This window comes from Archangium lansingense (genome assembly GCF_026626635.1).
GTDB lineage: Bacteria > Myxococcota > Myxococcia > Myxococcales > Myxococcaceae > Archangium > Archangium lansingense.
The window spans coordinates 6,254,964-6,268,311 of record NZ_JAPNKA010000001.1 but is presented as its reverse complement, the minus strand read 5'-3'; the positions used below and the strand labels follow the sequence as shown (position 1 = coordinate 6,268,311).

The 13,348-nt window shown below is 68.8% G+C and carries 11 protein-coding genes; 5 read left to right on the top strand and 6 right to left on the bottom strand.

Features of this window, described 5'->3' with window-relative positions; translation table 11 throughout:
• Window positions 1-78: 78 nt before the first annotated feature.
• On the top strand, window positions 79-801 hold the full coding sequence (locus tag OV287_RS25565) for a YebC/PmpR family DNA-binding transcriptional regulator (RefSeq protein WP_267536652.1): 723 nt from the start codon (window positions 79-81) through the stop codon (window positions 799-801).
• Window positions 802-976: 175 nt separating this feature from the next.
• Entirely contained in the window at window positions 977-2,281 is a 1,305-nt protein-coding gene (locus OV287_RS25560) for a procyclic acidic repetitive family protein (RefSeq protein WP_267536651.1), read from the top strand.
• A gap of 19 nt (window positions 2,282-2,300) precedes the next feature.
• On the opposite strand, the gene OV287_RS25555 is transcribed toward OV287_RS25560, so the two are convergent.
• Complete coding sequence (locus OV287_RS25555) at window positions 2,301-2,756, bottom strand: MarR family winged helix-turn-helix transcriptional regulator (protein WP_267536650.1); 456 nt, start codon at window positions 2,754-2,756, stop codon at window positions 2,301-2,303.
• A 118-nt stretch (window positions 2,757-2,874) separates the two neighbouring features.
• On the opposite strand from OV287_RS25555, the gene OV287_RS25550 reads away from it, so the two are divergent.
• The 3 genes from OV287_RS25550 (at window position 2,875) to OV287_RS25540 (ending at window position 8,636) form a co-directional block, all read left to right on the top strand.
• Window positions 2,875-4,260, top strand: a complete 1,386-nt coding sequence (locus OV287_RS25550; protein ID WP_267536649.1) for a TolC family protein — start codon at window positions 2,875-2,877, stop codon at window positions 4,258-4,260.
• Entirely contained in the window at window positions 4,257-5,414 is a 1,158-nt protein-coding gene (locus tag OV287_RS25545; protein ID WP_267536648.1) for an efflux RND transporter periplasmic adaptor subunit, read from the top strand. The genes OV287_RS25550 and OV287_RS25545 overlap by 4 nt, the downstream gene beginning before the upstream one ends.
• 78 nt (window positions 5,415-5,492) lie before the next feature.
• Complete coding sequence (locus OV287_RS25540; protein ID WP_267542416.1) at window positions 5,493-8,636, top strand: efflux RND transporter permease subunit; 3,144 nt, start codon at window positions 5,493-5,495, stop codon at window positions 8,634-8,636.
• 53 nt (window positions 8,637-8,689) lie between these two features.
• Here OV287_RS25540 and OV287_RS25535 read toward each other — a convergent pair whose 3' ends face one another.
• From OV287_RS25535 to OV287_RS25515, 5 genes are all read right to left on the bottom strand, one after another.
• On the bottom strand, window positions 8,690-9,505 hold the full coding sequence (locus OV287_RS25535) for a sigma-70 family RNA polymerase sigma factor (protein WP_267536647.1): 816 nt from the start codon (window positions 9,503-9,505) through the stop codon (window positions 8,690-8,692).
• Between the two features lie 132 nt (window positions 9,506-9,637).
• Window positions 9,638-10,108 carry a DsrE family protein gene (locus tag OV287_RS25530; RefSeq protein ID WP_267536646.1) on the bottom strand — a complete coding sequence of 157 codons (471 nt, stop codon included), beginning with the start codon at window positions 10,106-10,108 and terminating at the stop codon, window positions 9,638-9,640.
• A gap of 59 nt (window positions 10,109-10,167) precedes the next feature.
• A complete protein-coding gene (locus OV287_RS25525; protein WP_267536645.1) occupies window positions 10,168-11,211 on the bottom strand; it encodes a YeiH family protein in 1,044 nt (347 codons plus the stop codon).
• A 21-nt stretch (window positions 11,212-11,232) separates the two neighbouring features.
• Window positions 11,233-12,849 (bottom strand): bifunctional metallophosphatase/5'-nucleotidase, encoded by a 1,617-nt coding sequence (locus OV287_RS25520; RefSeq protein ID WP_267536644.1) that lies wholly within the window; start codon window positions 12,847-12,849, stop codon window positions 11,233-11,235.
• Entirely contained in the window at window positions 12,846-13,340 is a 495-nt protein-coding gene (locus OV287_RS25515) for a DUF6691 family protein (RefSeq protein WP_267536643.1), read from the bottom strand. Before OV287_RS25515 ends, OV287_RS25520 begins: the two co-directional genes overlap by 4 nt.
• Window positions 13,341-13,348 lie beyond the last annotated feature (8 nt).

Genomic DNA, 13,348 nt, shown 5'->3' with positions numbered 1-13,348 from the left:
TAGAGGACCCCTACCCGCGGCCCTCTTTGCATTTGCCGGCCTTGAAGGAGACCCGGGGGCTCGGCCATTCTCCGGCCCATGGGACGCATTTTCGAAACCCGCAAGACCACGATGTTCGCCCGCTGGAACAAGATGGCGAAGATCTTCACGCGGATCAGCAAGGACATCGCCATCGCGGTGAAGGCTGGAGGCCCCAGCCCGGACAACAACCCGGCCCTCCGCCGAGCGTTTCAGAACGCCCGCGCCGCGAACATGCCCAAGGACAAGGTCGAGGCCGCCATCAAGCGCGCCAGCGGCCAGGACGCCAAGGAGTACGAGGTCGTCCTCTACGAAGGCTACGCGCCGCACGGCATCGCCGTCATGGTGGAGACCGCGACCGACAACGTGGTGCGCACCGTCGCCAACGTCCGCATGCACTTCAAGGACTGGGGCGGCAACATGGGCAACAGCGGCAGCGTGGCCTATATGTTCCAGCGCATGGGCGTGTTCCGGCTCGCCCCCGAGGGGTTGGATCTGGAGGCGCTCGAGCTGGACCTCATCGATCACGGGTTGCAGGAGATGGGAGAAGGCACCGGCGAGAAGGGTGAGAAGCAGATCATCATCCGCTGCGCTTTCAACGACTTCGGGCAGCTCCAGGCCGCCATCGAAGCACGGGGCATCCACCCCCTGTCCTCGGAGTCCGAGTACATCGCCCAGAACCTCATCGAGCTGCCCGAGGACAAGGCCAAGGAGATCCTCGAGCTGGTGGACGCACTCGAGCAGGACGAGGACGTCCAGCGGGTCTTCCACAACCTGGCGTGACGGAGGCCACCCAGGCCGGAAGGTCGAAGTAGGGCTGAGCGTTCCATCGGGCGGACGACATCCACGCACAGATCGTCGGGGGACCACCTATCTCCCGGCCCTCCCACTCTGTTAGAAGACACGAGTCGGTACCCCCTGCGACCGCAACTCCGAGGACGACCAGGAAGGGGATACGGTGGACGACGGTAACTGGATCAACTGCCCCCACTGCGGACTCAAGCACAGGCCCAGGGCCCAGAGCCTCTGCCCCCGCTGCGGCCGGACCTCGACGGCCTCCCGCGCCTCTTCCGCGGCCATCCCGAGCGTCCCCGCCATACCCCGGGCCTCCGCACCGAGCGTCTCGGATCGCGCCATCACGCCCGTCGCGAACGTCCCCGCCATCCGCGTCTCCCCGGTGAGCACCCCCGTCGCTCCCCCGCCTGCCCGTGAGCCGGAGTACAGGCCCAACGTGGAGTACATCCCGTCCCTGGAGCCCGCTCCCGCCCGGCAGAGCGTCCCCCTCTCCGAGCCGGAGCCCGAGGCTGCCCCCTCCTCCGGGGCGAGCACCGCGCTTGCCGTCGCCGGCGCCATCCTGCTGGGGAACGCGGTCCTCCACCTGTTCGAGTTCCTCTTCCTCCCCTCCGTGTCGACGAATGCCTCGCTCCGGGCGGCCCAGCTCGCGGGGACGCTCGTCGGCATGGGCCTCGACGCATTTCTGGGCATCAGCTTCCTCCGCGGGAAGACACAGCTGCGCCCCGTCGCCTTCGTCCGGCTGGTGGTCGGCATGTTCCTGTTCGGAGGCATGAGCCTCTACCAGGCCCAGTACCTCTTCACCCTCGTCGTGTTCGCCTTCTCCTGCGGCACGCTGGTGCTCGTCTGGGGCAAGCCCTCGTCCTTCCTCGCTGGCGTTGGCCTCACCGCCGTGCTGCTCAGCGCGGCGGTGGAGCTCATCGGCTTCAACCGGCTCTCCACCATCCAGCCCCTGAGCGACCGGGCCCGGATCGCCCTGCGGCCTGACCTCGAGGGGCGCCAGCTCGGCGAGGCCGAGTCCATCGTCGGCGAGCGCCACCCCTACAAGCTGCGCGTGCCCTCCAATGGCTGGTACCGCCGTAAGGGCGAGGTGGCCCGGACGCCGGACGGCAGCGTCGACTTGTGGCTGTCTCAGCCGGAGCACGCCGCGAGCCTGCTGGTGGCCGTGCACCGCTGGAACGAGGCGGAGACGGCCAACCTGAAGGAGGCGAGGGATCTGGAGCTGCGCAACCTGCGGGTGCAGTACCCCGACTTCCAGCTCGCCGAGACCTCCGACAACGGCACCCCGCTCCAGGATGCGAGTGTCGCCACCCTCACCGGGGGCGCGGCGCGCAACGGTAAGCCGTTCCTGTTCGAGGTCTCGCTCTACAAGACGGGCGACAAGGTGCTGCTCGTCACAGCCTTCGCGCCCACGGGCTCCTTCGAGCTGCTGAACCTGCAAGGGGCCACCACCAGCCTCCGGCCGGACTAGCGCGGGCCCTTCGCCCCCCTCAGCCGTGAGACTCGCCCTCGACGGGCTGCTGTGCGGCGGCATGCGACTGCGACAGCCCCGCCTGTACCTTCTCCAGCAGGCGCTTCAGCTCCGTCATCTCCTCGGGCGTCAGGTACCTGGCAGCATCCTCATCCAGGCGCGCCGCCTCCTCTTTCAGCACCTCCAGCTCCGCCCGGCTCGCGTCGGTCGCCTCCAGCCGGACGCAGCGGCGATCCTCCCCCGCGCAGCGCTTCACCAATCCATCCTCTTCCAGCCGATCCACCAGGCGGCTCACCGCCGGCGGATCCATCAGCAGCCGCTCGGCGAGCTCCGCCTGAGTGCGGACCCCGCTCAGGGCGATGTTCTTCATGGCCAGTAACTGATTGAAGGGCCGGCGCGTACGGCCACTCAGCTGGCGGCTGAGCAGCCGGTACAGGGTCCGCCTCAGGGTTCCCACTTGCTCGGCGAGGGTCATTTCCCCTATACAATGATTGCTGCATACAACAATTGTCAATGACACCGAAAATGCTGGCCGTTATAGGGGGCAACCGGACAGCACTCGCGACACCCGATTTCTTCTGGTTCCCCCTGGCATGACCTCCCGTATCGCCCTCCTCGTCCTGGTACTCACCGCGGGCCCCGCCCTGGCCCAGGATCCACTCCTGCCGGCCCCGTCCCCCTTTCAGCCTCAGGTGGACGATCCGATGCTCGCCCCCGCGCCCCCCGCCCCGAAGCAAGTGGGGACCTGGGAAGAGGCGCTCGGACTGGTGCGCGAGCGCTCCACGGATCTCCGCATCGCCGAGTCCAACGTCACGCGCGCGGAAGGCCGGTGGCGGCAGGCCCTGGCGACGCTTCTGCCCAATGGCCGCTTGTCGGCGGGTATCGCCACCGATCTGCTCAACCCCGACGTCCCCGTGGGGCTCTCGGGCTCTCCGCTCTTCGTACAGACCGGGGGCGAGCTCCGGCCCACCGTGCCGCTGGTGAGCGGCTCCGTGTCGCTGTCGCAGTCGGTGGTGGACGTCAGCGCCTGGCGAGGGCTGTCATCCGCCTCGTCGGCCGAGGACAGCGCCAAGGCGAACCTCCAGGACGTGCAACGTCGCCTCACCCTGGGGCTGGCGCGCACCCTGGTGGCCACCGTGGCCGCCGAGCGAGCCGCGGAGATCAACCGCGTGGGTCTGCGCCGGGCCCTCGAGCGCGCGGCGCTGGCCCAGCGTTCCCTGGAGCTGGGCGCGGGCAACCAGCTGGACGTGGTGCGCGTGCGCCAGGACGTAGAGATTGCCCGGCAGTCGCTCATCTCCGGTGACGAGCAGCTGCGTCGGGCCCGCGAGGCGCTCGGCCTGGCCCTGGGCCTGCCCCAGCAGGTGGGCGTGAGCACGTCCTTCCAACTTCAGGGACTGGTGGAGCAGACCCAGTCCGCCTGCACCCCACTGAAGGCCCTGAGCGAGCGGCCGGATCTGGAGGCCGCGCGCACCCAGGTGGAGTCGGCCCGCGAGAGCAAGCGTCAGGCCTCCGCCGGCTACCTGCCCACGCTCGGCATCAACAGCAACCTCAACGCCTTCACCACCGATCCCGGCCCCGCGCGGGTGGCCACCTGGAGCATCGCCGCCGTCCTGTCGGTGCCAATCTGGGAGGGAGGCGGACGGGCGGGAATCGTTCGCGAGCGCGCGGGTTTGGAGCAGCAGGCGGCCGAGACGCTTGAGCGTACCCGGCGCGATGTGGAGGTGGAGGTGGCGCGCGCCCGGCGGAGTGTGGAGGTGGCCGAGTCCCTGGTGAAGACGGCGGCCGAGTCGCGGGAGCTGTCCGCGAAGACCGACCAGCTCACCCGGCGAGCCTTCGAGGTGGGCCGAGGCAGCAGCCTGGAGTTGGTACAGAGCGGGGCAGCCCTGCGCCAGGCGGAGCTGGCACTGGCCCTGCGTGAATTCGAGCTTGTCCAGGCGCGCCTGGACGCATTCTTGACGGAGGCCCGGTGCGACTGGTGAGAAGGGTACGCCCCCTGAAGGCGCTGGTTGTGGGAGTGTGGGGTGCCGCCCTCGTGGCGGGAGTCTCTGGCTGCGGTGGCAAGCCCGCGGCCAAGGCTGCTCCCCCACCCCGAGAAATTGAAGTGGTGCAGCTGGCCCCCAGCGAGGTGCGCGATACCAGCGAGTACCTCGGGAGCCTGCTGTCGCGGCAGAGCGTCAACGTGCTGCCCCAGGTGGCCGGCTACGTGCGCCGCATCCACGTGCGCCCGGGCCAGAAGGTGGAGGCCGGCGCCCCCCTCATCGACGTGGACTCACGCGTGGAGACGGCGGCGCTCGAGACGGCTCGCGCCCAGCGAACCTCCTCCGAGGTGAACCTGGAGCAGGCCCGCCGCACGCGCGCCCGCATCGAGTCTCTCTATAAGGAGGGGCTGGCGAGCGCTCAGGAGTTGGAGCAGGCCCGGGCCCAGGTGGAGGCACTGGAAGCCAACACGCGCGCCGCCGCCGCCACGGAGACCCAGCGCGAGGTGCAGCTGCAGTTCAACACGGTGCGCGCCCCCTTCGCTGGAACCGTCGGTGACGTGCTGGTCCGCGTAGGCGACTTCGTGAGCGCCACCACGCCCCTCACCAGCGTGGCCCAGGCGGACGTGCTCGAGGTGAGCGTGTCGGTGCCCTCCGAGCGCGCCCGCTCGCTGCGCCCCGAGACGCCGCTCGAGGTGCTCGACTCGCAGGGCAAGGTGCTGATCTCCAGCCCCATCTTCTTCGTGGCCCCCCAGGCGGATCCGCGCACCCAGCTCGTCGAGGTCAAGGCCGCCTTCCGCAACACCGTGGGCCTGCGCCCCAGCGAGCTGGTGCGTGCACGCCTCGTCTACTCCACCCGCCAGGCCCTGCAGCTGCCCGCGCTCGCGGTGGTGCGCCAGAGCGGCCAGCCCTTCGCCCTCGTGGTGACGCAGAAGGAAGGCCAGACGGTGGTGGAGCGCCGCCCGGTCAAGCTCGGGACGCTCGGGGAGATGGCCTACGTGGTGGAGGGCGGGCTGAAGGAGGGCGAGCAGGTGGCCGTCACCTCGCTGCAGGCGCTGCGTCACGGCGCACAAGTGAAGGTGAAGCCCGCGCCCGCGCCCGTCCGAGCCGCGCAGGACACCCAAGGCGGTGGAGGACCCGCCGGCGGCAGCCGCTGAAAGCATTGAGCAGGACCGGGCGCCCTGGGGAGGGGAGCGGGGCCCGGCCACAGCAGAAAAAATGAGGGCTTGAACGCCGTGTTCGTCGACTTCTTCATCCGCAGGCCCGTCTTCGCGGCCGTCTGCTCCATCCTGCTGACGCTGGTGGGACTGATCGCCATTCCCACCCTTCCCATCGCGCAGTACCCGGATCTCGCGCCGCCCCAGGTGACCGTCACCAGCACCTACGTGGGCGCGAGCGCCGAGGTCGTGGAGAGCGCCGTCACCATCCCGATCGAGCAGGAGCTCAACGGCGTGGAGGGCATGCGCTACATCACCTCCACCAGCAGCAATGACGGCACCAGCCAGATCACCGTCACCTTCGAGCCCACGCGCGACATCGAGGTGGCGGCCGTGGACGTGCAGAACCGCGTGAGCCGCGCCGCCTCGCGCCTGCCCGCCCAGGTGAACCAGACGGGCATCGTCGTCAACAAGGCCTCCAGCCAGATGCTGCTGACGCTCGGCCTGTCCAGCCCGGACAACCGCTACGACGCGAGCTTCCTCAGCAACTACGCCGACGTGAACCTGAAGGACGCCATCAAGCGCGTGCGCGGCGTGGGCGACGTGCGCATCTTCGGCGAGCGCAAGTTCTCCATGCGCCTGTGGTTGGACCCGACCGAGCTGGCACGCCGCGGCCTCACCCCCCAGGACGTGGTGCGGGCGCTGCAGGAGCAGAACCTCCAGGTGGCCGCGGGCCAGGTGGGCCAGCCCCCGTCCACAGACGAGCAGCCCTATCAGATCGCCGTACGCGCGCGCGGCCGGCTCGTCGAGCCCGAGGAGTTCGGCGACATCGTCCTGATGCGCAACACGGACGGCAAGCTCGTGCGCGTGAAGGATGTGGGCCGCGTGGAGCTCGGCGCGGAGAGCTACGGCACGCTGCTGCGCTTCAACGGCCGTACCGGCGTGGGCCTCGCCGTCTTCCAGCTCCCCACCGCCAACGCGCTCGACGTGCGTGACGGCGTCATCAAGGAGATGGACCGGCTCGCCCAGTCATTCCCTCCGGGGCTCGAGTACAAGCCGGGTAACGACACCACGCTCGCGGTGCGCGCCTCCGTCAACGAGGTGGTGCGGACGCTCGTGGAGGCCATCGCGCTCGTCATCCTCGTCATCTTCCTGTTCCTGCACGGCTGGCGCAGCGTGCTCATCACCGCCACCACCCTCCCCGTCTCGCTGGTGGGCACCTTCGCCTTCGTCTACCTGATGGGCTTCTCCATCAACACGCTCACCCTGTTCGGCCTGACGCTGGCCACGGGTCTCGTGGTGGACGATGCCATCGTGGTCATCGAGAACATCGAGCGCTTGATGGCGGAGAAGCACCTGAGCGCCATGCAGGCGGCGCGGGAGGGCATGAAGGAGGTGGCCGGCGCGGTGGTGGCCATCTCCATCGTGCTGGTGGCGGTGTTCATCCCCGTGGCCCTCTTCCCCGGCACCACGGGCGCCATCTACCGCCAGTTCGCGCTCACCATCGCCGCGTCGGTGGCCCTGTCCACCTTCTGCGCCCTCACCCTGACGCCCGCCCTGAGCGCCCGCCTGCTCAAGCACCACCAAGGAGAGAAGTGGATCTTCTTCCGCTGGATGGACCGGGCGCTCGACTGGACGAAGGCCACCTACGGCCGGGGGCTGCGCTCGCTGCTCAAGCGCCCCGTCATCATCCTCGTGGCGTTCCTCCTGTGCATCGCGGGAACGGTGATGCTCTTCCGCTCGGCGCCCACCGGCTTCATCCCCGACGAGGACCAGGGCTACCTCATCATCTCCGTGCAGGGGCCCGAGGGCATGTCGCTGGTCCAGACGGAGAAGGTGCTGGCCCAGGCGGAGGAGTTGCTCAAGGCCCAGCCCGAGGTGGTCACCATCTTCGCCATCGGCGGGTTCTCCTTCCAGGGCACCGGCCCCAACTACGCCACCATCTTCGTCCCCCTCCAGCCGTGGGAGCAGCGGCCCAACCCGAATCAGTCCGTGGCCGCGCTGGTGGAGAGGCTCCGAGGACCGCTCAGCAGCATCGGCGGAGCCCGGGTGATGCCCCTGCAGCCCCCCGCCATCCGTGGCGTGGGCAGCGTGGGTGGCTTCCAGTTCATCCTCGAGGACGTCGGAGGCGGCCTCTCGCTGGACCAGCTCGCCACGGCCGCCCAGGAAGTGGTGGCGGGCGGAGGCCAGGACAGCCGGCTGCGCGGCGTCTACACCACCTTCAACGCCGACACGCCGCTGCTGGACGTCGAGGTGGATCGCCAGAAGGCCAAGGCGCTCGGCGTGCCCATCGAGCAGATCTTCGGAACGATGCAGCTCTACATGGGCAGCCAGTACGTCAACGACTTCAACTACGCGAACCGCACCTACCGCGTCTACGTCCAGGCCGAGCAGCAGTTCCGCGACAGCCCGTCGGACATCGGGGCCTTCTACACGCGCACCGACAGCGGGGCGATGATTCCCCTGGAGTCGCTGGTGAAGGTGACGCCCACCGCCTCCGCCCAGGTCATCCGCCACTACAACCTCTTCCGCGCAGTGGAGGTCAACGGGCAGAGCGCTCCAGGCATCTCCTCCGGCCAGGCGCTGGAGGCCATGGAGCAGGTCGCCGCCCAGCAACTCCCGCAGGGCATGAGCGCGGAGTGGACCGGCATCAGCCTCGAGCAGAAGGAGAGCGGCGGTCAGACGTTGATCATCTTCGCCCTGGGCCTGCTGTTCGTCTTCCTGGTGCTCGCGGCTCAGTACGAGAGCTTCACCCTACCCTTCGTCATCATCCTCTCGGTGCCGCTGGCCATCATGGGCGCGCTGGGACTGCAGCTGGCGCGTGGCTTCGCCAATGACGTCTTCTGCCAGGTTGGACTGGTGATGCTGGTGGGCCTGGCCAGCAAGAACGCCATCCTCATCGTGGAGTTCGCCGAGCAGCTGCGTGAGAGCGGCAAGAGCGCCGTGGACGCGGTGGTGGAGGCCGCCGAGGTGCGCCTGCGGCCCATCCTCATGACGTCCATCGCCTTCCTGTTGGGCGTGGTGCCGCTGATGATGGCCAAGGGCGCTGGCGCCGCCGCGCGCAACTCGCTGGGCACGGCCGTCTTCGGCGGAATGCTCGTGTCCACCGTGGTCAACTTCGTCTTCATCCCCGGCCTGTATGTGCTGATGCAGCAGCTCCGGGGTGCGGCGAAGCACGCCAGTGCGGAGCCTGAGACGATCGCTCCCGCCGCCGCGCCGTGACGTAAACCCGAGGCCTGGGTCCCCGAACATCGGGGCCCGGGCCTCGTTCGCCTTCACCCGGAGGCAGGCAACGCTCGTGACAGCGCCTGGCGCACCGCCGCGCGCACCGGCGCGGGTACCGCATCCCCCGGAATACGCCGGCACAGGGACACCGTGCGCTTGAGCGAGTCGCAGGCCGCAGCACAGCGCGGACAGCGCGACAGATGGTCCTCGAGGCGCACGCAGGTGGCCTGGTCCACGTCCTGTGCGGCGAACTCCGAGAGCTCCTGCGCCAACTCCGAGCATCCCTCGGACCCTCCCTGGGCGCTCTCCCCCATGAGGGTGGAGAGGTTCTCGCGCAATTGGAGGCGCGCACGGTGCAGCCGGCTCTTGAGCGCCCGCACCTCGATTCCCACCACCTGCGCCGCCTCCTCGGCCGAGAGCCCCTCCACGTCCCGGAGAATGAGCACCTCGCGCTGAGCCTCCGGCAGCGCGAGGATGGCCGCTTGCAGCATCTCTCCCATCTGCCGCGCATGGGAGGCCATATCCGGAGTCGCATCCGCGGCGGCAACGTCGGTTGCAGCGGGAGAATCCAGTGGCTGGAACTCCTCGGGTGCTCCGGCGCGCGGTCGACGCAGGCGGAGACAGTGCGTGCGGGCCACCTGGAACAGCCAGGTGGACAGTGCCGCGTCGCCCCGGAACGCATGGATGCCACGGAACGCCGCGAGCAACGTCTCCTGGAGCACTTCCTTGGCATCCTCCTCCGAGCCGCACATGCGCAGGCCGAAGCGGTACACCTGCTTCTCGTGACGGGCCAGGAGCTCATCCACGGCCTTGTCGTCACCCGAGCGCGCGGCCTCCATCAGTTGCTCATCGGTTCGCGTCGACATCCCCAGGTCGCCTCCTCGTGCTCCTGTCACATCCCATTGGAGAACGCTCGACCGCCAGGAGTCCTTCCTGGCCGTCCTGACGAGGAAGGGAGGAGCGTAGGCTGTCCTTACCAGAGTCGGTGCATGTGAAGCTCAGTAACGAATGACTTGATATCCCTCGGCCACCAGGCGCGAGAGCTCCGCCACGCCGTTGTCGACCACCTCCACCTGGGGCTGGAGCTTCTTCGGATCGATGTCGAACTTCCCGAGCGCGTTGCCACAGGCCACCAGCCGCACGCCGGCGGCCTTCGCATCCTGAGCCTCCTTGCGGATGGACTCCGGCACCGCCTTGACCGTCGGGTCCAACACCACGATCGCACGGCCGTAGGTGAGCCACACCACGTCCGAGAGATAGCCGGAGTCCTTGGCCGCCTTCGCGTGCCGCAAAGAGCTGGAGAGCGTGCCGAGGTCCTCCAGGCCCGTGGTGGACACGAAAACGAGCTTGCCCTGGCGCGCGGGGACCTTCTTCTCGGAAGCCTGGGGAGCCTGTGACGGCGCCGCGGCGAATGTAGCCAGGGGAGCGGTAGCAAGCGCGGTGATGAGCAGCAGCAGAAGGCGGTTCATTCGATGGACTCCGATTCGAGGTTGAGAGGGGGGGCACTTCGCAAAACCAGGGACACTCGTCACTGGATGGACAGCAGTTGGATGAGACCCCAGGCCGACAGCGCCAGCGCCGCGAAGCCGGCGAGGCCCGCGTAGACAACACGCATACCTGCGCGGCGAATCATGCTGACGTGGGTGCCCAGACCCATGGCGGCCATGGCCATCACCATGAGGAAGACGCTGGCGATGGAGAGAGCCGACTTCGCGGCATCGGGCAGCACGCCCACCGAGCCAAGGACACCCACCGCGAGGAAGCCCAGCACGAACCAGGGGATGGGTGGCTCCTTCCACGAGTAGCGCACCTTGCCGCCCGCGCCGGAGGCGAGCCCCAGCACGACGAGCGCGGGGGCCAACAACACCACGCGGGTGAGTTTCACCAACGTGCCCAGGTCACCCGCCGAGGTGCCCCAAGTGAAGGCGGCGGCCATCACCTGCGCCACCTCGTGCAACGTGGCGCCCGAGAGGATGGCGAGCTGCGCCGTGCTCAACCCCAGCAGCGGCCCCGCGAAGACGTAGAAGAGGACACCCACCGTGCCCAGAATCCCGCACAGGCCCACCGCCAGCGTGGTGTCCTCCTCATCGGCACGGGTGACGGAGCTGGCGGCCACCACCGCGCTGGCTCCACAGATGGAGGTGCCCACGGCCAGCAGCATGCTCAGCTTCTCTGGGACGCCAAATCGCCTGGCGACCCAGCGGATGCCAACAATGCCACCGACGATGACCCCCAGGGAGAGCAGCAGCACGCGTGGGCCCACCTTCGCCACCAGCGCGAAGTCCAGCCGAGCCCCCATCAGCACAATGCCCAGCCGCAGCACTGTGCGCGCCGAGTAGCGCGTGCCCTCCACCAGCGTGGCGGGCAGACCGAGGGCCGTGCGCAGCGCGATACCGATGAGCAGGGCCACCGTCAGAGGCCCCACCACCTTGAGGCCGGGGAGCGTGGCGAGCCAGTAGCTGGTCACCGCCAGCCCGGCGGCAAGCCCGAGGCCCGGTAGACGGCGGCGCCAGACGCTTCCTGGCGGAGGTGCGCCGACAGTGGACGCGGATGGAGCAAGAGGGGGAGTCATGTCATGTTCCCGTTGTCGGACTCATTGCACCTGCTGGGTACGCAGCACCAGCGGGAGGTCCTCGCCCACCGCGCGGCCCTCCAGCGCTCCATGCAGACGAGGCTTGCCAGCAAGGAAGCGGCGCACCGCTTCATGCGCATCGATGTCGAGGACGCGCGCCTCTTGGATGCCGGGGATGCGGCAGACCATGTCGGGGGCATCCCCCTCGCGCTCGCAGGCTGTCACCGTGTAGAGGCGCTCGTCCTCCACCGTTTTGCCTCCCACCTCCAGGGCGAGGAGGCGCTGCCCCTTGGGCGCGTCGGCCCGGAAGCGCAGCGTCATCCCCGAGGGACGCGGCAGCCACCCGCCAAAGCGCTTCTCCGGGTCCCTGGCGAAGACGTTCTCCAGTTCCTGCTCCCAGAAGGCGCGCAGCTGGCGGCCACTCACCTTGCCCGTCTTCAGCTTGTTGACGATGGGGTAGAGGTTCCACAGGTCCGCCTCGCTCACCGGCCCGGGCAGCAGCGGAGTGCCAAAACGAAAACCATTGGAGAGGCCAATCTCCGTCCCCCCAGCCGCGCGGATGGCGTCGGCCAGCACGTTGTCGAGCGGGTTCTCCACCACCGCGTACCGCGCGAGGGTCACCTCCGTATGGCCCACCGGGGAGGACAACGTCGCCTCGTACGGAGCAAGCGCGGCGTCCACCAGCCGGGTCACCTCGGGATCCTCGGGGAAGCGCGAAGCAGTCAGCTCGATGAGTTCCCAATGGCGGTCCACGACCATCCCCTCCTCCACCCATAAATCCAATCGGCCCAGGAAGGAGCCGAAGGCGCCGGGCTCCACCACCCAGCTCCCGGCCTGCTCGATGGGCACGTAGGTGCGCTCGTGCGTGTCCCCGGACAGGTGGACGTCCACACCGGGAACCCGGGAGGCGAGGCCCACCGCCTTGGCGAGCCCCACGTGGGTCATCAGCAGCACCACTTGGGCTCCCTCGCGCTCACGCACCTCGCGCACGAGCGCCGGCAACTCCTCCGGACCGTCGTAGCGCAGACCCTTGCTGTAACCGGGGGGCTGGCGACGCGGGACGTCCGGGTCAGTGAAGCCGACGACGGCCACCTTCACTCCGCCCACCTCCTTCACGAGATAGGGCGGGAAGAGGCGCTCACCACTCTGCGCATCGCGCAGGTTGGCGGCGAAGAGCGGGTAATTCAGCTCGCGGGCCCGTTGGCGAAGCACCGCGGGGCCGTACACCACCTCCCAGTTGCCAGGGATCGCACCATCGAAACCGAGCGCATTGAGAGGCTCGGTGAGAGCGCTTCCCTCGGTGAGAGCCGCCGCGCCCGAGCCCTGAATGGTGTCTCCAGCATCGAGCACCAGCACTTCCCCGCCGCGCTCAGCACGAATCCGCCGGATGGCGGCGGCCACTCGAGCAAAGCCACCCGCCTCCTCGATGCGCTCCTTCCCTTCATGCCAGAACAGCTCGGGATGGGCGCGCAGCTGCGCGTGCAGGTCCGCCACGTAGAGGATGGTGAGCTGCTTGCGCGTGGGGGCGGGAGTGCTAGCGGCACTCACGGTGGTGACGGAGGGCCGCAGCGGAGTGCAACTGAAGGCCAGTCCGCTCAGGGCAAGCAACGTACCGAGCATGGAGAAGAGACGCCTCATCGTGGTGCACCTGAAATGGGGGCAGAAGACTGCGGTGAAGGCTTCGTGCCCAGACTCGGAGTCCTCGCACTCGCGGCGAGCCACGCTTGCACCACCTGAGCGAGGTAGATGCCGGCGAACATGGCGGGCACGAAGACGAGCAACTGAGGCGCGCCGCTGGAGAGAGCGGTGAGCGCGGGACCGGGGCAGTAACCGCTGAGTCCCCAGCCCGCGCCGAAGAGGGCCGCACCCGCGAGGAGCATCGGGTCCACCCGGCTGACGGGAAAGGAGGGGAACTTCGCGGCGAACAGGGGCCGCTCCCGCTTGTGAATGAGGGGCCGCAGCGTCGCATGCACCGCGATGGCACCGGCCATCACGAACGCGAGCCGGAAGTCCCAGTCCCCGGCAATGTCCAAGAAGCCAAGGACGTTGGCCGGGTCTGTCATGCCGCCAAGACCCAGACCGAGGGCGAAGAGCAGGCCACTGAGAAACGCACTGAGGGAGGAACGCATGGGGAAGC